This is a genomic window from Cupriavidus sp. FW305-F7 (assembly GCF_058782875.1).
Map to the genome: position 1 here is coordinate 36,073 of NZ_JBYSYC010000049.1, position 20,154 is coordinate 56,226.

Here is a 20,154-nt window from a genome sequence, read left to right on the forward strand (position 1 = left end):
CAGAAAGCAAAACAGCCCGCGCAAGCGGGCTGTCTGCCTTGGTGCCGCCGGTTGGCGGCGGGGCAGGCTTACTGCGCCTTGCCGCCCTGGCTGGCGGGTGCCTTGGCGCCGTCGGTATACGGATCAGCCTTGCCGGCCTTGGCGCCGTCGGTGTACGGATCGAACTTGCCGGCCTTGGCGCCATCCGTGTTCGGATCGAACTTCTTGCCCGAGTTGGTCAGGTCCGACTTGGTCGATTGCTTGGCGCCATCGGTGTACGGGTCGAACTTGCCGGACTTGGCCGGGTTCTGGTTCGGGCTGGCTTTCTTGGTGTGGCTGCCACCGTAGAGATCGCCGCCGTCAGTGTAGTTCTTCTGCGCATAGACCTGCGTCGCGCCCAGCGCGGCCAGTGCTGCAACGATCAGGGTCGAAACGGTCTTCTTCAGCATCTTGCTTATCCTCGCGATTGACGGTCGCGCAGCGCCTGCGCGAATCCGGTTTTAGGGCCGAGCTTGGCCGGTGACGGCCGGGCACATATGGCGGAACACCCGGTAAATGTACCGAGTCAGCGCTTGTCCGCAAAGTGAAAATTTCTTTTACAAGTATTGAACACCCATGGCGTTGCCTGCGTACTGCGCCGGATCAAATGCAACGCTCTTTAGATAGATGTGGGTGCCCCATGGCCCATTTTCAACGGCCAGCCATAAAAAAACGGCTGCCAGGTGGCAGCCGGTCATGACCCTCGCGGGACGGTTTCGCCGTCCGGTTATTCCAGTGTGATGTTCTGGTCGCGTGCGATCTTCTTGCGCAGGTCCAGTTCGCGCTTGATTTGGGCGGCGTACTGCGCCGGGGTGTTGCCGTCGGTGTAGGCACCGCTGTCGGCCAGGCGGCGCTTGACGTTCGGGTCCTGCAGCGCCTTGACCGCGGCATCATGCACGCGCGTGATGATTGCCGCCGGCGTGCCGGCCGGGGCCACCAGGCCGTACCAGGCCATGTTGTTCATGTCCTTCATGCCGGCTTCGGCAAAGGTCGGCACGTCAGGCAGGCCCTCGACCCGCTTGGGCGCCGCCACTGCCAGCGCGCGCAGCTTGCCGGCCTGGATATGCGGCATCGACGACGGCAGGTTGTCGAACTGCGCGTTGACCTGGCCGGCCAGCGTGTCATTCAGCGCAGGGCCCGATCCGCGGTAGGGGATATGGACCATGTCGGTCTTGGTGATGTCCTTGAACAGCTCGCCGTCCAGATGCGAAATGCTGCCCTTGCCGGCCGAGGCGTAGCTGTACTTGCCGGGGTTGGCCTTCAGCATCGCGACGAATTCCTTCAGGGTCTTGGCCGGCACCTTCGGATTGACCGTCAGCACGTTCGGCACGTTGACCAGGTTGGTGATCGGCGCGAAGTCCTTGAGCGGGTCGTACGGGTTCTTGGGGTTGGTGGCGGGGTTGGTCGCCATCGTGCTGACGGTGGCGATGCCCAGCGTGTAGCCGTCCGGGGCGGACTTGGCGAGCGCGTCGGCGCCGATCGCGCCGCCGCCGCCGCCGCGGTTTTCCACCACCACCGGCTGTCCCAGCTCGCGGCCGAGGCCGTCGGAGACCGCGCGCGCGACGATGTCGGTGGTGCCGCCGGCCGCGAACGGAACGATCAGGCGGATCGGCTTGTTGGGGTAGGACTGGGCCTGGGCCAGGCCGGCGTGGGCCAGGCCAAGGGCGGCGATGCAGGTGGCTGCGCCGGCGTTGATAACTGCTTTCAAGGAGTGCCTCCGTTCTTCTTTCACTGATTTGCCAGGCGGGCTGCAGGCGTTTCTTCGGGCGCGACCTTTCGTCTGCGCCCCGCGCTGTCACGGATCCCCGCGCTGGCATGACCAGGCCGTGCCGGGATGCGGCGACGGCCGGCACCTTGCGATAGTTCCGCGATACGGAACCATGTTCCACAATGTGCGCGGATGCGATTCAACCGGGAAAGCGGGCGCAGGGGAATTGGTGAGAACCCGCGTATCAAGAAAGCGGCAGCCATGCCGACCGCGCGCAGAAGCCGGGCGGCGGAAATGAAAAAAGCCGGAAGCAACGCTTCCGGCTTTTCCTGAATTCGCTGGTGGGGCGTGAGTGACTCGAACACTCGACCTACGGATTAAGAGTCCGCTGCTCTACCAACTGAGCTAACGCCCCAACGAAGAAAAAGATTGTAGCAAGGTATCGGATAAGACGCAATAGCCTTCGCGCAATTTCTGCGAGCCAGGCTGCACTGGCCGCTACAATGCCAGGCCACCGCGCGCATCCCGCGCGGTGGTTCCGATCCACCAGCTTGCCCAGCCCATGCATGCCAGAGTCCTGCGCTATCTCGACGAGGTCGTCCGCCGCGGTTCGATCCGCAAGGCGGCCGAGCACCTGCATGTGGCGCCGACCGCGGTCAACCGCCAGATCCTGGATCTGGAGGCGGAACTGGGCGCGCCGCTGTTCGAGCGCATCAACAAGCGGCTGCGGCTGACGCCGCTGGGCGAGATGGTGCTGGCCCACGTGCGCCAGACGCTGCGCGAGCACGACGCGCTGCGCGAGCGCATCGAGGACTTCAAAGGCGCGCGCCGCGGCGAGGTCACCGTGGCGGTCACGGCCGGCCTGGCGGGCTCGCTGATGCCGTCGCTGGTGCATGACTTCCGCCAGCGCTATCCGGGCATCGTGGTGCGCGTCGCCGACCTGCCGGTGGCCGACATTATCGCGGCGGTGGAGCAGGGCGACGCCGACCTGGGCCTTGGCTATGACCTGCCTGAGCTGCCTGCCTTCCGCGCGCTGGCCACCAGCGACTGGCAGATCGGCGCGGTGGTGCCGCCGGGCCATGCGCTGGCGGCCCGGCAATCGGCGCTGCTGAGCGAATGCGTCGGCTATCCGCTGATCCTGCCGGCGCCCTCGCTATCGATCCGCGCCATCCTTGACGCGGCCTTTGCCCGCAATGCAATCGAGGTCTCGCCGGTGGCGGAGTCCACCTCGACCGCGCTGATCCGGCAACTGGTGATGCTGGGCACCGGCATCGCGCTGCTGAACCCGCTCGATGTGATGGAAGAGCGCGCCCGCCAGGCGCTGGTCTATGTGCCGCTGCGCGACCGCCACCTGCAGGGCCAGACGCTGACACTGGTGGCGCGCGCCCGTGGCCCGCTCAGCGCCGCAGCCGAGCTGATGGCCGAGCGCATCGGCGACGCGCTGGCGGTGTTGTTCGCGCAGGCGCGCTGAGCAACAGGGTGCCGCAGGTGTCCACTTTTTGTGGACAGGTTGATCGGAATTCTGCGCTTGGGGGATGGCACCTCGCCGCCGTAGACTGGCGGCCATCCAGTCCCCCAATTCGCTTTGCAGAAGGAATTCCGCCATGACCCTGATTGCCCTGAACGCCGACGTGCTGGTCACCATGGACGCGCAACGCCGCGAGATCCGCGACGGCGCCCTGGTTGCCGAAGGCCCCGCCGTGCAGTGGGTCGGCCCCACCTCGGAACTGCCGCCGCAGTACCGGCGCATGGTCGATGACGGCAGCGCGCAGGTGCTCGACATGCGCGGCCGCGTGGTCACGCCCGGGCTGGTCAACACCCACCACCACATGTACCAGTGCCTGACGCGCGCGGTGCCGGCGGCGCAGGATGCCGAGCTGTTCTCGTGGCTGACCAACCTGTACATGCTGTGGTCGCACCTGACGCCGGAAATGATCGCGGTGTCGACCAAGACCGCGATAGCCGAGTTGATGCTGTCGGGCTGCACCACCACCAGCGACCACCTCTACCTGTTCCCGAACGGCTCGCGCCTGGATGACTCGATTGCCGCGGCGCAGGAGATGGGCATGCGCTTCCACGCCGCGCGCGGCTCGATGAGCGTGGGCCGCAGCAAGGGCGGCCTGCCGCCGGATGTGGTGGTGGAAGAGGAAGCCGCCATCCTGCGCGACAGCCAGCGGCTGGTGGAGCAGTACCACGACAGTGCGCGCCACGCGATGCTGCGCGTGGTGCTGGCGCCGTGCTCGCCGTTTTCGGTGTCGCGCGACCTGATGCGCGAGTCGGCCAACATGGCGCGGCACTATGGCGTGTCGCTGCACACGCACCTTGCCGAGAACGACAACGACATTGCCTACTCGCGTGAGAGATTCGGCCTGACGCCGGCCCAGTATGCCGAGGACCTGGGCTGGGTCGGCCACGATGTGTGGCATGCGCACTGCGTCAAGCTGGACGACGAGGGCATCGCACTGTTTGCCCGCACCGGGACCGGCGTGGCGCATTGTCCGTGCTCGAACATGCGGCTGGCGTCCGGCATTGCGCCGGTGCGCGCCATGCGCGATGCCGGCGTGCCGGTGGGCCTGGGCGTGGACGGCAGCGCCTCGAACGACGGCGCGCATATGCTGGGCGAGGCGCGCCAGGCCATGCTGCTGCAGCGCGTTGGCTACGGGCCGGCCGCAATGAGCGCGCGCGAGGCGCTGGAGATTGCCACGCTGGGTGGCGCGCGCGTGCTCAACCGCGACGATATCGGCGCGCTGGCGCCGGGCATGTCGGCGGATTTTGTCGCCTTCGACATGTCGCAGGTCGGCTTTGCCGGCGCTGGCCATGACCCGGTGGCGGCGCTGGTGTTCTGCACGCCGGCCAACGTCGCGGCGAGCGTGATCAACGGCAGGGAAGTGGTGCGCGACGGTGCACTGCTGACGGCCGACCTGCCCAACGTACTGCTGCGTCATCGCGCGCTGGCGCGTACGCTGTTCGAGCGGGCCAGCCAGGGCGCCTGATGCAGGGACCGCCGTGGCGTGGGCATGTGCCTGTGCCACAGCAGATTAGCCAATCAAGCAAGCGCACAAAGCAAAAGGCCGGAAGCATTGCTGCTTCCGGCCTTTCTGTATTCGGTGGTGGGGCGTGAGTGACTCGAACACTCGACCTACGGATTAAGAGTCCGCTGCTCTACCAACTGAGCTAACGCCCCAACGAAGAACGAGATTCTAGCATGATTTTCGGCGCTGTCAAATGTTTGATGCACTTGCCGGAACACCCCCCGTCGTTGTGACCGGGAGCCACACATACGCGCGGATGGAACTCAAAGACGGCCGCGATGGTCTTCGCAATGAGCGCATTCGCATGGGCTCTATCCATACGATTTTGCCGGAGCCATGTTAGGATGTTTCTCCACTTGCATATGGAGGGCTGCACCGATGGAAATCAAATTCCAAGAGCAAGAGCGCTACGACATCAATAATGAAGGCTTGCTGTTCCAGGCACTTGTCAATGGCGAGAAGGTGACTTGCGTGGTGACACGCGAAGCACTGTGGGAAGGCTTCAGTGCCGACCAGGTACTGTCGCTGGAAGAGGCATTCCGTGCCGGTCGCGAAACCATCGAACGCGCCGCCGTGGTGCTGATCGAGCAGGGCGCGCCCCAGCCAATCGTCGTCAAGCGCGCCCACGTGGCGCCGATCTGATGCGGATGGATGCCCCGGCCAGCCCCCGGCATGCCGCGGGCGCCCATCTGTTGTCAGGTTCCCAGACGTAGGGCCGTCCGGCCTTGCGTGCCAAGCCGGCAACGCCGGCACAGGCAATCTCCCGGTTTTCCCGTTTCAGTTTCCTGGTTTTCCTGCAGCCGTATTGTGGCTTGAACGCTGGTGTGCGGCCGCCGCTCATGCCGACGCGCCGGTGCTTCAGTTCATTGTGCTGCCGGGGCCGCGGCGCCAGGCCGTGACGCGCACTCTTCAAAGATCCGCACGGTGCATTGCGCGCAGATGTCCGGCGAAAGCTGCTCGACGATCGTGTGCAGCGCCTGCCGCTTGGTCGGGAAGATATGGTCGGCCCCGAGCTTGTTGGTAAAGCCGGTCTGCGCCCAGGTCTGCAGCACCTGCGTGCGCGGGCGGTGGAAGTACAGATCGCCGCCCAGCGCGCGCCGTTCGGCGAGCTCGTTTTCCCACATCTCGGCACCGGCCAGGTCGATGAAGTTCATGCTCTTGGTCATCGCCAGCAGGTGCGTCTGGCCGGCGTTGACCGTGCGCAACCAGTGCAGGCGATCCGTCACGTACTGCACGGCGCCGAAGTAGATCGCGCCTTCCATGCGCAGCAGTTTCAGTTGCGGGCATTCCGGCTGCGGGCGGCGCAGTTCGTCCAGCGGCGTGAAGCGCCGGCCGGGATCGTCGGCGTCGGGCACCAGGCTGCGCACGGCAGGCCGCGACGTGCGGTACAGGTAGGCCACCAGCGACAGCACGGTGCCGAGCAGCACCGCCATCTCCAGCCGGATCACCAGCGTGGCGGCGAAGGTGCCGATGGAAATGGCGAATTCCGTGCGGCTGAGCGTGAAGATGCGGCGCAGCCGCGCGGTGTCGAGCAGGCCCCACGCCACCAGCAGCAGCATCGCGGCGATCGCCGCCATCGGGATCTGTGCCAGCAGCGGGGAGCTGACGGCCACCAGCGCCACCAGCCACAGCGCCGAGAACACGCTGGCCAGCGGCGTGCGCGCGCCGGCTTCGAAGTTCGGCACCGAGCGGTTGAGCGAGCCGCACGAGATATAGCCAGAGAAGAAGCCGCCCGCGATATTGGACAGACCCTGGCCAATGAACTCGCGGTTGGCGTCGATATGCTGGCCCGAGCGCAGCGCCACCGCCTTGGCGATCGAGATCGACTGGCCCAGCGCGACGATGGTCAGCGCCGAGGCAATGCCAAGCAGGTCGGGCAGCTTGCGCCAGTCGACATCGGGAAGGTGGAAGCGCGGCATCGCCGACGGGATCGGCCCGACCACGTTGACATGGTGGGCGCCACCCGCGCCGGACTGGTTCAGCAGCAGCGCCACGCCATAGCCGGCCAGCAGCCCCAGCAACATGAACGGCAGCCGCCGCCACAGCCGCTTGCACAGCAGCGTCACCACCAGCGTGACCGCGCCTACGGTGGCCGCGCCCCAGTTGATGGTGTCGATGTTCTCGAACAGGTGGCGCAGCACGCCGAACGCACTGGTGCCGGTCGGCACCGCCAGCCCGAACAGGTCCTTGAGCGCATACAGGCCGATCAGCGTCGCGGCGCCGCAGGTGAAGCCGAGCAGCACCGACGGCGAGATAAAGTTGGCCAGCGTGCCGAGCCGCAACGTCCCCACGGCGAGCTGGATCACGCCCACCACGATGGTGACCGCCAGCGCCAGCCCGATATAGGCCGGGCTGCCGGCAAACGCAAGCGGGCTCAGCATCGCGAACAATGCCAGCGAATTGGCGTTGGTCGGCCCCGACATCACGTGCCAGCTCGAACCGAACAGCGCCGCCACGATGCACGGCACCACCGCGCTGTAGATGCCGTATTGCGGCGGCAGGCCGGCCAGCGTGGCGAAGGCCACGCCCTGCGGCAGCACCAGCACGGCGCCGAGCAGGCCGGCCACCAGGTCGGTGCGCAGCGTGGTCTTGTCGACGCGCTGGCTCCATGGGAACAGGCGCGGCAGGAGTGATCCGGGATGGGACGCGGGCATTGGCAATGAAGGAGCAGGCTTAGCCGGCCTCGCCGCCGCGCCCGGGCGGTGGCGAGGCAACGGATTCGGGCGAGGTGGATTCGGGCAGGTTCGGCTGCGGCGCCAGGCCGGCCAGCATGGCGTCGAGCGCGCGGTAGACCTCGGTCAGACGCTCGGGGCCGAGCCGCTGCGCCAGCTCCTGGTAGCGTGCATCGACCAGCGGCTCCATTTGCATGATGATGGCGCGCGCCGACGGCGTCAGGCTGACCAGCTGGCGGCGCTGGTCGGTGGCAGAGCGGGTCCGTTCGACCAGCCCGGCGTCTTCCATGCCGCACAGCATGCGGGTCAGGCTGGGGCTCAGGATCAGGCAGGCATCGGCCAGCTGGTTCGGCTCCATCGGCTCGTGCTCGTTGAGCGTGCGCATCACGCGCCATTGCTGCTCGGTGATGCCGAACTGCCGCAAGATCGGGCGAAAGCCGGCCAGCAATGTCTCGCGCGCTTGCAGCAGCAGGTGAGGAAGGTTGCGGTGGCGGAACATGGCCTGGCTGGTGTGGCTCATGCCCGCAGTGTAGCGGGCGCGGCGCCGCGCGGCGAGCGGGGCTTGTCCGGACTTGCCTGAACCTGCGCGCGGCGCCAGCGGCGCGTTCAGCCGCAGCTGAGTGTGGCCACCACCGGCGTGTGGTCCGACGGCTGCTCCCACGTGCGCGGCACGCGGTCGATCACGCAGGCGCTGCAGCCGCTGGTCAATGCCGGCGACAGCAGGATGTGGTCAATGCGCAGGCCCGCATTGCGGCGGAATGCCATCATGCGGTAGTCCCACCACGAGAAGGCCTTCTCGGGCTGCTCGAACTGGCGGAACGCATCCGCCAGGCCGAGTTCCACCAGGGCGGCGAATGCAGCGCGCTCCTGTGGCGAGACCAGGTTCTGGCCTTCCCATTTCTTGGGGTCGTGCACGTCGCGGTCTTCCGGCGCGATATTGAAGTCGCCCAGCAGCGCCAGCTTCGGGTAGCGCTTCATCTCTTCGCGCAGCCAGGCCGTCATCGCATCCAGCCACTTGAGCTTGTAGACGAACTTGTCCGAGTCCAGCGCCTGCCCGTTGGGAAAGTAGGCGCAGACCAGCCGCACGTCGCCGTACGTGGCCGCGATCACGCGCTGCTGCGCGTCCTCGAAGCCGGGGATGTTGCGCACCACGTCGGCGGGGCCGGGCATGCTGTCGTCGCGGGCGAGGATGGCCACGCCGTTGTATGTCTTCTGCCCGGTGTAGATGCTGTGGAAGCCCGCGTTCTCCAGCTCGGCCAGCGGGTACTTGTCGTCCGGCAGCTTCAGTTCCTGCAGGCACAGCGCGTCGATCGGCGCGCCGGCCTGGTCCTGCTCGGCCAGCCATTGCAGCACCTGCGGCAGGCGCACCTTGAGCGAGTTGACGTTCCAGCTGGCAATGCGAAGCGGGCCGCTGGCGGGCAGGGCGGCGGCGCTCATGCTGCCATCCCGCCGTGGCGCAGCAGCGCGTCGATCTGCGGCGCGCGGCCGCGGAATGCGACAAACGAGTCCATCGCCGGACGGCTGCCGCCGACCGACAGGATCTCGCGCTGGTAGCGCGCACCGGTCTCGCTGTCGAGCACGCTGCCCGACAGCTGCGCGGCCTCTTCGAACGCTGCGTACACGTCGGCCGACAGCACCTCGGCCCACTTGTAGCTGTAGTAGCCCGCCGCATAGCCGCCGGCGAAGATATGGCTGAAGGTGTTCGGCCAGCGCGACAGCGGATGCTGCGGCACCACGTGCACGCGGTCGTTGATCTGGCGCGACAGGTCCAGCACCGAGGTGGCGCCGGCCGGGTCGAAGTCGGTGTGCAGGTGCATGTCGAACGACGAGAACACGATCTGGCGCAGTGTCATCATGCCGTTCTGGAAGTTCTTGGCCGCCAGCATGCGGTCAAACAGCGCGCGCGGCAGCGGCGCGCCGGTGTCGATGTGCTGCGTCATGCCGGTCAGCACCTCATACTCCCAGCAGAAATTCTCCATGAACTGCGACGGCAGTTCCACCGCATCCCATTCCACGCCGTTGATGCCCGACACGCCCAGCTCGCCCACCTGCGTCAGCATGTGGTGCAGGCCATGGCCGAACTCATGGAACAGGGTGATCACTTCATCGTGCGTGAACAGCGCGGGCTTGCCGCCCACCGGCGCGGAGAAGTTGCAGGTCAGGTAGGCCACCGGCGTCTGCACGCCGCCTTGCTCCAGCACCTTGCGGCCGCGCGCGTCGTCCATCCAGGCGCCGCCGCGCTTGCCTTCGCGCGCGTACAGGTCGATGTAGAACTGGGCCAGCAGCGTGCCGTCGGCGGTGGTGACGCGGAAGAAGCGTGCGTCCTTGTGCCAGGTCTGCGCCTGCTCGGGCTCGATGCGCACCGAGAACAGCTTCTGCACCACGCCGAACAGGCCCTCGAGCACCTTCGCCTCTGGGAAGTACTGCTTGACCTCTTGCTCGGAGAACGCATAGCGCTGCTGGCGCAGCTTCTCCGAGGCATAGGCGACATCCCACGGAGCCAGTTCAGGCAGCCCCAGCTCTGCTGCGGCGAAGGCCTTCATCTCGGCCCAGTCCTTCTCGGCATAGGGGCGCGCCTTGACGGCGAGCTCGTCGAGGAACTTCAACACCTCGGCCGGCGATTCGGCCATCTTCGGCACCAGCGAGACTTCGCCGTAGCACTGGTAGCCGAGCATCTGCGCCTCTTCGCGGCGCAGGGCCAGCTGCTCGCGCATATTGGCGGTGTTGTCCCAGTCGGCCTGGCCCTGGCCATGCTGCGGGCCCAGTTCCGAGGCGCGCGTGACGTTGGCTTCGTACAGGGTCTGGCGCAGCGCGCGGTCGTCCGCGTACTGCAGCACCGGGAAGTAGGACGGAAAGTGCAGGGTGAATTTCCAGCCGGCCTTGCCATCCTTCTCTGCGGCATGGCGGGCGGCTTCCTTGGCGTCGTCGGGCAGGCCGGACAGGCGGGCCTCGTCCTCGACATGCAGCGCGTAGGCGTTGGTGGCATCCAGCACGTGGTCGGAGAAGGCCTTGGACAGCTGGGCCTGCTGCTCCTGGATCTCGGCGAAGCGCGGCTTCTTGTCCTCAGGCAGCTCGGCACCGCCCAGGCGGAAGCCGCGCAGTTCGTTTTCGATCAGCTGGTGGCGCGCCGCGCTCATGCCGGCGAACTCCGGGCTGGCGGCCAGCGCCTTGTACTTGTCGTACAGCGCCAGGCTCTGGCCGAGCGAGGACCAGAACTCGGTCATGCGCGGCAGGTTCTCGGCGTGCGCGCGGCGCAGTTCGGGCGTATCGGCCACGGCGCTCAGGTGACTGACTACGCCCCAGGCGCGGCCCAGCGGCTCGGTGGCCGCTTCCAGCGCCTGCACGGCGCTGGCCCAGTCGGCGGGCGTGGCCGGATCTTCGGCTCGGGCGACGGCCTGCTGGGCGCGTTCCAGCAGCACGTCCAGCGCCGGGCTGATGTGCTCGGGCCGGATTTCTGCAAAGCGGGGCAGGTCGGAAAAGTCCAGCAGAGGATTGGTAGCGTTGGCGGCTTGGTCCATGGCGTGTTCTCGGTTGGCTGGCCTCGATCGGGCAATATTCCCGCAGATGGGGCCGGGGCGCTGGATTTTCCAGAGCCCCGGGTGGCGTATCGTACGCGCGGCCTCAGCCGGCGGCGCGCTCGGCGGCTTCCAGCGTATTGACCAGCAGCATGGTGATGGTCATCGGCCCGACCCCGCCCGGCACCGGCGTGATGTAGCCGGCGACTTCACGCACGCCGGCAAAGTCGACGTCGCCGCACAGCTTGCCGTTGTCGTCGCGGTTCATGCCCACGTCGATCACCACCGCGCCCGGTTTGACCATGTCGGCGGTGATCAGGTTGCGCTTGCCGACCGCGGCCACCACCACATCCGCGTCGCGGGTGTGGGCGCCGATGTCGCGCGTCTTGCTGTTGCAGATGGTGACGGTGGCGCCGGCCTGCAGCAGCAGCATCGCCATCGGCTTGCCGACAATATTGGAGGCGCCCACCACCACGGCGCGCGCGCCGCGCAGCGGGAACTGGACCGATTCCAGCATCTTCATGCAGCCGTAGGGCGTGCAGGGGCGGAACAGCGGGGCTCCGGTCATCAGCGCACCGGCATTGGCCACGTGGAAGCCGTCGACATCCTTTTCCGGCGCGATGGCTTCAAGCACCTTGTGGCTGTCGATATGCTTGGGCAAGGGCAGCTGCACCAGGATGCCGTGGATGTTGGGGTCCTGGTTTAGTGCCTCGATGCGGGCCAGCAGTTCCGCCTCCGACAGGTCGGCCGGGTAGCGGTCGAGTGAGGAATGGAAGCCGTTGTCCTGGCAGGCCTTGACCTTGTTGCGGACGTAGACCTGGCTGGCCGGGTCCTCGCCGACCAGGATCACGGCCAGGCCGGGCCGGTGACCACGCTCAGTCAGGCGGGCGGCGCGCAGGGCGGCTTCGGAGCGGATTTGTTTGGCAAGGGCGTTGCCGTCGATCAGGTGGGCAGGCATGGAGGCTGGGCGGGTTCGTGGCCGGGAGGTGGAGGTGCCGCCGCGCGCCGGAGCGCGGGTTGGGCTAAAGGCGGAATTATAAAGGTTGCGTGGGGCTTGCCGCACGGAGCTTGACCGGGTGCAAGGGCCGAGCGGGGGCAGCGCTGGTAGCATCGGCCGCATGCACACCGCGCTGCCGTCCCTGCTGTCCCACCCCTTGCTGCTGTTGCTGTCCCTGGCGGCACTGCTGTGGGCGCTGACGCGCCGGCCCTGGCAGCTGTTGCGGCGCAATGCGCTGCAGAACGCCTGGCTGGGTGCGATGGTGCTGGTGGCGCTGCTGTGGACGTTGCGCGCCACGCTGGTCGGCGGGCTGGTGATCCAGCTGCTCGGCGCCACGCTGATGGTGACGCTGTTCGGGCTGCCGCTGGCGCTGCTGTCGCTGTTCGTGGTGGACGTGGTGTCGCTGTTCGGGCTCGAATACCTGGCCGGGCATGGCTGGGCCCAGTTCGACTGGCCCTCGCTGTGGGTGCGCTACGTCTGGCTGGCGCTGCTGCCGGCGCTGATCTCCGCGGCGCTGCAGGCAATGATGCGGCGCCTGCTGCCACGCCATCCGTTCGTTTTTATCCTGGGGCACGGCTATTTCACGGCCGGGCTGGCCGCGCTGGGCGCCAGTGCGGCGGAAGCCGGCTGGCGCCACCTGACGGCGCCGGGCCTGCCATGGAGCGTTGCCGAAACCCTGACGGCAGCCGTCATCCTGGCCTTTGGCGAGGCCTTCCTGACCGGCATGCTGGTGGCGATTTTTGTGGTCTATCGGCCACAATGGGTCGTCACGTTCCGGGACGAGGAATACCTGGACCGCTGACGGGACTGAGGGGATGCAGAGGCGGCGCCGGACGGCGCGCGGAGAGGGCAGCCGGTGCGGCCGCGGGCCGCACCGGGTCAGGCGGAGGCAGGCGCCGGCCGCTCAGCTGTTGCGCGACAGCGCCAGGCGCAGCAGGTCGGCGACGGTGTTGACGTTGAGCTTTTCCATGATGTTGGCGCGGTGCGCCTCCACGGTCTTGATGGAAATGCCCAGGTCGTCGGCGATCTGCTTGTTCAGGCGGCCGGCCACGATGCGCTCCAGCACCTGCTGTTCGCGCGTGGTCAGCTTGCCCAGCAGGTCCTTGGCGGCGCGCTGCTCGCGTGCGGCGGAATGGTCGGTGCGGGCCTTGGTCAGCATGCGCTCGACCAGTGCGCGCAACTCGGACTCGTCGAAGGGCTTTTCGATGAAGTCGATGGCGCCGCGCTTCATCGTCGACACCGCCATCGGCACGTCGCCGTGGCCGGTGATAAAGACGATGGGAATGTCGATCTGCTCGGCCAGCATGCGCTCCTGCAACTCCGGGCCGCTCATGCCGGGCATGCGCACGTCGAGAATCAGGCACGACACCTGGCTGGCATCGTAGGCGGCGAGGAACTGCTCGGCGCTGGTGAAGCTGCGCACCTGATAGCCATTGCCCTCCAGCAGCCAGGTCAGCGAGTCGCGCATGGCTTCATCGTCGTCGACGATGAACACGGTCTCGCCGCGGTGGGGCGTGGGGTTTGGCGTTGCGGTCATGTAGTCTCCTCGGGACAACAATTCATTGCTGCGAAGTGTAACCGGCAGCGGCCCTCTGTGGCGAGACAGGCCCCCCACATCCGTGGGGAAACGGGGCGGGCCGGCTTTTTCTGGAATCCTTGGGTACGCCCGGGCGCGAAGGCCCCGGCAACAGGGCCTGTGGTTCGGCTTAATGCTCGGCCAGCGCCGATTGCAGCGGCAGCATGATTTTAAATGTACATCCGATGCCGTCGGCATTGTTCTCCACCCACAGGCGGCCCTGGTGCGACTCGATGATCGAGCGGCAGATGTTCAGCCCCATGCCCATGCCGTCGGATTTGGTGCTGAAGAAGGGTTCGAACAGGCGCTCCTTGGTGGCTTCGTCCACGCCCGGCCCCTGGTCGATCACGTCGATATGGACGTTGTCGCCGATCTCGCCCGGCTCCACCCGCGCGTGCAGGCGCACCACGCCGCCGGCATGCAGAGCCGGCAGGCCGGCCATGGCTTCCACGGCGTTCTTGAGCAGGTTCACCAGCACCTGCTCGATCAGCACCGGGTCGACATAGACCGTCAGCGGCGGGGTTGGCAGGCGGGTCAGGATGGTGACGCGGCGGCGCGTGGCCTCCAGGTCGGCCAGGCCTACCGCGTCGGCGACGATGTCGTGCAGCGCGGCCTCGCGCCGCTGCGGCTGGCTGCGCTTCACGAAGCCGCGGATGCGGCTGATGATGGTGCCGGCGCGCACCGCCTGGGCCGAGGTCTTCTCCAGCACCGGGATCAGGTCCTCGGGCGTGCTGCGGCCCGAGTGCAGCCGCGCCACCGCGCCCATGCAGTAGTTGTTGATGGCCGCCAGCGGCTGGTTCAGCTCATGGGCCAGCGACGACGCCATCTCGCCCATGGTGGTCAGGCGGCTGGTGAACTGCAGGCGCTCTTCATGCTGGCGCGCCATTTCCTCGGCGGCCTTGCGGGCGGTGATGTCGGTGGCGATCTGCATCTGCGCCAGGTGGCCGTCGACCCACTGGATATAGCGGCGGCGCACTTCGAACCATTTCTGCATGTCCGGCACGAACACTTCGCGCGCATCCGATGCGTACGGCATCAGCTCGGACGCCGGCAGGCCGGCATAGGCGTCGACATAGTCGGTGTTGTCGCTGGAGACCTGGTCCTTGTCGAGGTCGTCGCCGGCCAGCTTCAGGTGGCCCTCGGCCTCCCAGCCAAACAGCTGCCGGTAATAGCGGTTGGCAAAGAGCAGCTCCGCCTTGTCGGTGGCCAGCACCGACACCGCGGCGTCCAGGCTCTCCAGCACCGTGGTGAAGCGGTCATGCGCCGCGGCCAGTTCCTCGCGCGCGCGCTTGGGCTCGGTGATGTCCGTCATCGAGCTCATCCAGCCGGTATGGCGGCCGCGGCTGTCCACCAGCGGCGACACGTACATGCGCGCATAGAAGCTGCTGCCGTCGCGGCGCATCACGCGCATCTCATAGCCGCCGGCGGGCGACTTGCCCTGCAGGGTCAGGTCGATCTGCTTCTGCATCTCCTGCTGGTCGTTGGGCGGCCAGTAGGGGAAGGGCGGCAGGCGCCCGACCAGGTCGTTCTCCTGCCAGCCGGTCATGCGGCAGAAGGCCGGGTTGACATAGGTGATGCGGCCGTTCAGGTCGAGCGCGCGCAGGCCGATCAGCATCGAGTTTTCCATCGCGCGCCGGAACGAGGTCTCGGCCAGCAGCGCGCGCTGCGCCTCGGAGCGGCGGCTGGTGTGGCGCCACATGCTCCACAGGCTCCACAGCAGGAAGCACGACAGCCCTACCACCAGCCACAGCAGCATGTTGTTGGGCAGGTTCGACGCCGGCGGGTAGGCATCGGCGCGCAGCGACAGCGAGTGGCCCGGCGGATCCAGCAGCACCTCGTACGACAGCGCATTGCCCGGCACTGGCCGCAATGAGGTGCTGGCGCGGGTCTGGTTGTTCTTGTCGATCAGCGAGAAGCGGTAGCGCTCGGTCAGCTCGGGCGGCAGCAGGTGCGTCAGGATGCCGTTGATCGAGTACAGCGCGCCGAGCGTGCCGAGGAACTCGTTGTCGCGCACGATCGGCACTTCCATCAGCATGAAGCTGTCGCCGCGGTCGTTGACCAGCGGGCGCGAGTAGACCACGCGCTGGGTCTCGCGCGCGGCGTCGAAGGTGTCGAGCACTTCGGGCTCGAGCGGCTGGTCCTGGGTCTCGCGCAGGCGGCTGGCGAATTCCGAGGTCGATGGCAGCGACCAGCGGCCGCGCTTGGTGGCATCGAGCCAGTTGATGAAGACGATCTCGGGGTTTTCGCGCAGGATTTCCTGCGCCGCGGTGCGGTAGGCGCCTTGCTCGAGCTGCGCGGCGGCGATGTCGCGCGCCAGCGAGGCCAGCTGGTCCTGGTTGCTCAGCAGCGACAGACGCACGCGCTGCTGTGCCCAGGCGGCGTCGCGGTACAGGGCGTCGCGTTGCTGCTGGCGCTCGGTCTCGTGAAGGGACCACAGGATCACGCCCATGGCCACCGTGAACAGTACGATGGCAACCAGCGGGATGAACATGAACCAGCTGGTGGCCACCAGGTTGCGCCAGCGCAGCCACCACAGCCCGCGCGGTGCGGCCACGGGGGCGCCGTCGTCGGGGCCCAGCGCCTCGATCGGCCCCAGTCCGGCCGCCGGCGAAGGGGCGTGCGCGGGATCGCCTCCGGCCGCCTTGGCTGATCCCGACGCGTCGGGAGGAAGCATGGCTGCACGCAGGCTGGAGAGAAGTCGGTCGAAAAACGGCATGGGAGGGATTGACGGCTGATCGACCAGTGTACCGAGATTATTGCGGTGCGTCGCTTGGGGAAAGCGCCAATGAAAACATTGCTGCTGCGGCCGGTGCGGGCAGGCTTATGGCGCATGGCGGGCCGGTCCGGTGGTGATTCTTGGTGCGCTGCCGCATAATCCCACATTATAAAAAACGATATCGCAATTTGAAAATTTCACTTGTGTTGGACTTTGCGCTTCCATAGAATCGGTTCGACCCAACAATGCCGGCGGTAGCCATGTGCCTGCCGCGCGGAGAGACCGGAACAGGTTTCCCGGCGGCGGCCCGATGCAAGGCGGCATGGCACCGGATCCGCAAGTCGGTGCGAGTCATACGTAAAGTCGTGTCCAGGCGCTGCCAGCGCGGGCGCGGAAGCAAAGAATTCACCCAGGAGACAGTCATGTCCGCCGTACCAGAGCAGATTCTCGGCGCCTCGAGCGCCAACGACGCCGATCCCCAGGAGACCCATGAATGGCTCGACGCCCTGCAGGGCGTCCTGGCCGCCGAAGGTCCGGCGCGCGCCGCTTTCCTGATCGACAAGCAGATCGAATACGCACGCGTGAACGGCGTCACCCAGCCGTTCCACGCCGAGACGCAGTACATCAACACGATTCCGGTCGAGCAGCAGGCCCGCATTCCCGGCGACCAGGACATCGAGCACCGCATCCGCTCGTACACCCGCTGGAACGCCATGGCGATGGTGCTGCGCGCGAACAAGCACACCAACGTCGGCGGCCACATCTCGTCGTTCGCCTCGGCTGCCACGTTGTATGACGTCGGCTACAACCACTTCTGGCGCGCCCCGTCGGAAGCCAGCGGCGGCGACCTGGTCTTCGTCCAGGGCCACTCGGCTCCGGGCGTGTATTCGCGCGCCTTCCTGCTCGGCCGCCTGACCCAGGACCAGCTCGACAACTTCCGCCAGGAGGTGGACGGCAAGGGCATCTCGTCCTACCCGCACCCATGGCTGATGCCGGACTTCTGGCAGTTCCCGACGGTGTCGATGGGCCTGGGCCCGATCATGGCCATCTACCAGGCCCGCTTCATGAAGTACCTGGACAGCCGCGGCCTGGCCAAGGCCGGCGATCGCAAGGTCTGGGCCTTCCTGGGCGACGGCGAGACCGACGAGCCGGAATCGCTGGGCGCGATCGGCATGGCCGGCCGCGAGAAACTCGACAACCTGGTCTTCGTCATCAACTGCAACCTGCAGCGCCTGGACGGTCCGGTGCGCGGCAACGGCAAGATCATCCAGGAACTGGAATCCGAATTCCGCGGTGCCGGCTGGAACGTGATCAAGGTGGTTTGGGGCAGCAAGTGGGATTCCCTGCTGGCGCGCGACACCAAGGGCCTGCTGATGAAGCGCATGATGGAATGCGTCGACGGCGAGTACCAGACTATGAAGGCCAAGGACGGCGCCTACGTCCGCGAGCATTTCTTCAACACGCCTGAACTGAAGGCGATGGTGGCCGACTGGTCCGACGACGATATCTGGCGCCTGAACCGCGGCGGCCACGATCCGCACAAGATCTACGCCGCCTACAAGGCCGCCAGCGAGCACAAGGGCCAGCCCACGCTGATCCTGGCCAAGACCATCAAGGGCTATGGCATGGGCGACGCCGGCCAGGCCATGAACGTGGCCCACCAGCAGAAGAAGATGCCGGTGGACGCGATCCGCAAGTTCCGCGACCAGTTCAATCTCCCCGTTGCCGACGACCAGCTGGAAGATGTGCCGTACATCACCTTCCCGGAAGGTTCGAAGGAACTGGAATACATGCGCCAGGCGCGGCAGAACCTGGGCGGCTACCTGCCGACCCGCCGCCAGAAGGCCGAAGCCCTACCGGTCCCGCAACTGTCCGCGTTCGAGGCGCTGCTGAAGGCCACCGGCGAGGGCCGAGAAGTGTCCACCACCATGGCCTTCGTGCGTATCCTGAACACCCTGCTGAAAGACAAGCAGATCGGCAAGCACGTGGTGCCCATCGTCCCGGACGAGTCGCGCACCTTCGGCATGGAAGGCCTGTTCCGCCAGGTCGGCATCTGGAACCAGGAAGGCCAGAAGTACGTGCCGGAAGACCATGACCAGCTGATGTTCTACAAGGAATCGCAGACTGGCCAGGTGCTGCAGGAAGGCATCAACGAAGCCGGCGCCATGTGCGACTGGATCGCCGCCGCCACGTCGTACTCGACGCACGGCGTGCAGATGATCCCCTTCTATATCTACTACTCGATGTTCGGCATCCAGCGGATCGGCGACCTGTGCTGGGCCGCTGCCGACATGCGCTCGCGCGGTTTCCTGCTGGGCGGCACCGCCGGCCGCACCACGCTGAACGGCGAAGGCCTGCAGCATGAAGACGGCCACTCGCACGTGTTCCACGCCGCCATCCCGAACTGCATCTCGTACGACCCGACCTTCCAGTACGAGCTGGCGGTGGTCATGCAGGACGGCCTGCGCCGCATGTACGCCGAGCAGGAAGACGTCTACTACTACCTGACGGTGATGAACGAGAACTACGAGCATCCGGAAATGCCGGCTGGCGTAGAGCAGGACATCGTCAAGGGCATGTACCAGTTCCGCAAGGGCGTCGAGAACAGCAACGCGCCGCGCGTGCAGCTGCTGGGCTCGGGCACGATCTTCCGCGAAGTGATCGCCGCTGCTGACCTCCTCAAGAAGGACTGGGGCGTGGAGTCGGACCTGTGGGGCTGCCCGAGCTTCACCGAACTGGCCCGCGAAGGCCACGACGTCGAGCGCTTCAACCTGCTGCACCCGACCGAGACCCCGCGCGAATCGCACGTGGCCAAGAGTCTGAAATCGGCCCGCGGCCCGGTGATCGCCTCCACCGACTACGTACGCGCCTTTGCCGAGCAGATCCGTCCGTTCGTGCCGCGCCGCTACGTGGTGCTGGGCACCGACGGCTTCGGCCGCTCGGATACGCGCGAGAAGCTGCGCCACTTCTTTGAAGTGGACCGCTACTGGGTCACGCTGGCCGCGCTCAAGGCGCTGGCCGACGAGGGTGCGATCGGCCGCGACAAGGTCGCCGAGGCCATCAAGAAGTACAACCTCGATCCGAACAAGCCCAACCCGATGTCGGTCTGATCCGGCAGCCAGCACCAACCCCCGCAGTACGGCAACGCCGTGCCGCGGGCGCCCCGGCCAGAGCCCGGACGGCGCCTTGCGGCATGGCGGCGTGACAGAAGCGGGCGGCGAAGGTAATCTCGCCGCTTGCGGACGTCGCGCGTGCCGGCCTGCCCAGGAGACACTGAATGAGTCAAGCGATTGAAATCAAGGTGCCGGATATCGGCGACTATGACGCCGTTCCCGTCATTGAAGTGCATGTGAAACCCGGCGACAGCATCGACGCGGAAGACGCGCTGGTGACGCTGGAGTCGGACAAGGCCACCATGGACGTGCCCTCGCCGCAGGGCGGCGTGGTCAAGGAAGTCAGGATCAAGGTTGGCGACAACGTCGCCGAAGGCTCGGTGCTGGTGATGCTGGAGCCGGCCGGCCAGGCCGCTGCTGCGCCCGCGCCTGCAGCCGCACCGGCGCCTGCCGCCGCTGCACCGGCCCCGGCAGCCGCCGCAGCCCCCGCAGCCCCCGCGCCGGCTCCGGCCGCAGCGCCGGCTGGCGGTGGCGGCATCATCGAGGTGAAGGTGCCTGATATCGGCGACTACGACGCCGTGCCGGTCATCGAAGTTCACGTCAAGGCGGGCGACACCATCAATGCCGAAGACGCCGTGGTGACGCTGGAGTCCGACAAGGCCACCATGGACGTGCCGTCGCCGCAAGGCGGCGTGGTCAAGGAAGTCAAGGTCAAGGTCGGTGACAACGTCGCCGAAGGCACGCTGCTGCTGATCCTGGAAGGCGCCGCCGCAGCCGCCGCCCCGGCCGCTGCCGCCGCGGCACCGG

Annotated in this window: 15 protein-coding genes and 2 tRNA genes; 6 read left to right on the forward strand and 11 right to left on the reverse strand. The window is 67.0% G+C overall.

The annotated features are described in order from the left end of the window. Positions 1-68: 68 nt before the first annotated feature. From AC3WL8_RS32830 to AC3WL8_RS32840, 3 genes are all read right to left on the reverse strand, one after another. Positions 69-428, reverse strand: a complete 360-nt coding sequence (locus AC3WL8_RS32830) for a hypothetical protein (RefSeq protein WP_114130423.1) — start codon at positions 426-428, stop codon at positions 69-71. 317 nt (positions 429-745) lie between these two features. After that, complete coding sequence (locus tag AC3WL8_RS32835) at positions 746-1,726, reverse strand: Bug family tripartite tricarboxylate transporter substrate binding protein (RefSeq protein ID WP_013956378.1); 981 nt, start codon at positions 1,724-1,726, stop codon at positions 746-748. A gap of 339 nt (positions 1,727-2,065) precedes the next feature. Continuing rightward, positions 2,066-2,141: transfer RNA gene (locus AC3WL8_RS32840), tRNA-Lys, on the reverse strand. 147 nt (positions 2,142-2,288) lie between these two features. Between AC3WL8_RS32840 and AC3WL8_RS32845 the strand changes: the two genes are divergently transcribed. Then, positions 2,289-3,197 carry a LysR family transcriptional regulator gene (locus AC3WL8_RS32845; protein ID WP_153955931.1) on the forward strand — a complete coding sequence of 303 codons (909 nt, stop codon included), beginning with the start codon at positions 2,289-2,291 and terminating at the stop codon, positions 3,195-3,197. 133 nt (positions 3,198-3,330) lie between these two features. Next, a complete protein-coding gene (locus AC3WL8_RS32850; protein WP_211980964.1) occupies positions 3,331-4,719 on the forward strand; it encodes an 8-oxoguanine deaminase in 1,389 nt (462 codons plus the stop codon). Positions 4,720-4,834: 115 nt separating this feature from the next. Here AC3WL8_RS32850 and AC3WL8_RS32855 read toward each other — a convergent pair. After that, a tRNA-Lys gene (locus AC3WL8_RS32855) sits at positions 4,835-4,910 on the reverse strand. A gap of 226 nt (positions 4,911-5,136) precedes the next feature. Here AC3WL8_RS32855 and AC3WL8_RS32860 point away from each other — a divergent pair. Next, the gene (locus AC3WL8_RS32860) at positions 5,137-5,400 is read left to right on the forward strand and encodes a DUF1488 family protein (protein WP_010813081.1); all 264 of its coding nucleotides are present in this window, start codon (positions 5,137-5,139) and stop codon (positions 5,398-5,400) included. Positions 5,401-5,621: 221 nt separating this feature from the next. On the opposite strand, the gene AC3WL8_RS32865 is transcribed toward AC3WL8_RS32860, so the two are convergent. The 5 genes from AC3WL8_RS32865 to folD form a co-directional block, all read right to left on the reverse strand. Next, on the reverse strand, positions 5,622-7,412 hold the full coding sequence (locus AC3WL8_RS32865; protein WP_492379699.1) for a SulP family inorganic anion transporter: 1,791 nt from the start codon (positions 7,410-7,412) through the stop codon (positions 5,622-5,624). A 19-nt stretch (positions 7,413-7,431) separates the two neighbouring features. Then, positions 7,432-7,950 (reverse strand): homoprotocatechuate degradation operon regulator HpaR, encoded by a 519-nt coding sequence (hpaR, locus tag AC3WL8_RS32870; RefSeq protein WP_211980966.1) that lies wholly within the window; start codon positions 7,948-7,950, stop codon positions 7,432-7,434. 86 nt (positions 7,951-8,036) lie between these two features. After that, a complete protein-coding gene (gene xth, locus AC3WL8_RS32875) occupies positions 8,037-8,867 on the reverse strand; it encodes an exodeoxyribonuclease III (RefSeq protein ID WP_153955935.1) in 831 nt (276 codons plus the stop codon). Then, positions 8,864-10,948: a M3 family metallopeptidase gene (locus tag AC3WL8_RS32880; RefSeq protein ID WP_013956385.1), complete on the reverse strand. Its 2,085-nt coding sequence runs from the start codon at positions 10,946-10,948 to the stop codon at positions 8,864-8,866. The genes xth and AC3WL8_RS32880 overlap by 4 nt, the downstream gene beginning before the upstream one ends. Positions 10,949-11,051: 103 nt before the next feature. After that, a complete protein-coding gene (gene folD, locus AC3WL8_RS32885; protein WP_013956386.1) occupies positions 11,052-11,903 on the reverse strand; it encodes a bifunctional methylenetetrahydrofolate dehydrogenase/methenyltetrahydrofolate cyclohydrolase FolD in 852 nt (283 codons plus the stop codon). A 160-nt stretch (positions 11,904-12,063) separates the two neighbouring features. On the opposite strand from folD, the gene AC3WL8_RS32890 reads away from it, so the two are divergent. Beyond that, a complete protein-coding gene (locus AC3WL8_RS32890) occupies positions 12,064-12,744 on the forward strand; it encodes a hypothetical protein (protein ID WP_153955936.1) in 681 nt (226 codons plus the stop codon). Between the two features lie 102 nt (positions 12,745-12,846). On the opposite strand, the gene AC3WL8_RS32895 is transcribed toward AC3WL8_RS32890, so the two are convergent. Together AC3WL8_RS32895 and AC3WL8_RS32900 are read right to left on the reverse strand one after the other, a co-directional pair. Next, positions 12,847-13,479 (reverse strand): response regulator transcription factor, encoded by a 633-nt coding sequence (locus tag AC3WL8_RS32895; RefSeq protein WP_010813074.1) that lies wholly within the window; start codon positions 13,477-13,479, stop codon positions 12,847-12,849. 169 nt (positions 13,480-13,648) lie between these two features. Further along, complete coding sequence (locus AC3WL8_RS32900) at positions 13,649-16,234, reverse strand: PAS domain S-box protein (RefSeq protein WP_492379700.1); 2,586 nt, start codon at positions 16,232-16,234, stop codon at positions 13,649-13,651. 422 nt (positions 16,235-16,656) lie between these two features. Between AC3WL8_RS32900 and aceE the strand changes: the two genes are divergently transcribed. Then, on the forward strand, positions 16,657-19,344 hold the full coding sequence (gene aceE, locus AC3WL8_RS32905; protein WP_153955938.1) for a pyruvate dehydrogenase (acetyl-transferring), homodimeric type: 2,688 nt from the start codon (positions 16,657-16,659) through the stop codon (positions 19,342-19,344). A gap of 167 nt (positions 19,345-19,511) precedes the next feature. Further along, positions 19,512-20,154: biotin/lipoyl-containing protein (locus AC3WL8_RS32910; RefSeq protein ID WP_492379701.1), on the forward strand; the 643-nt coding region annotated here is incomplete at its 3' end.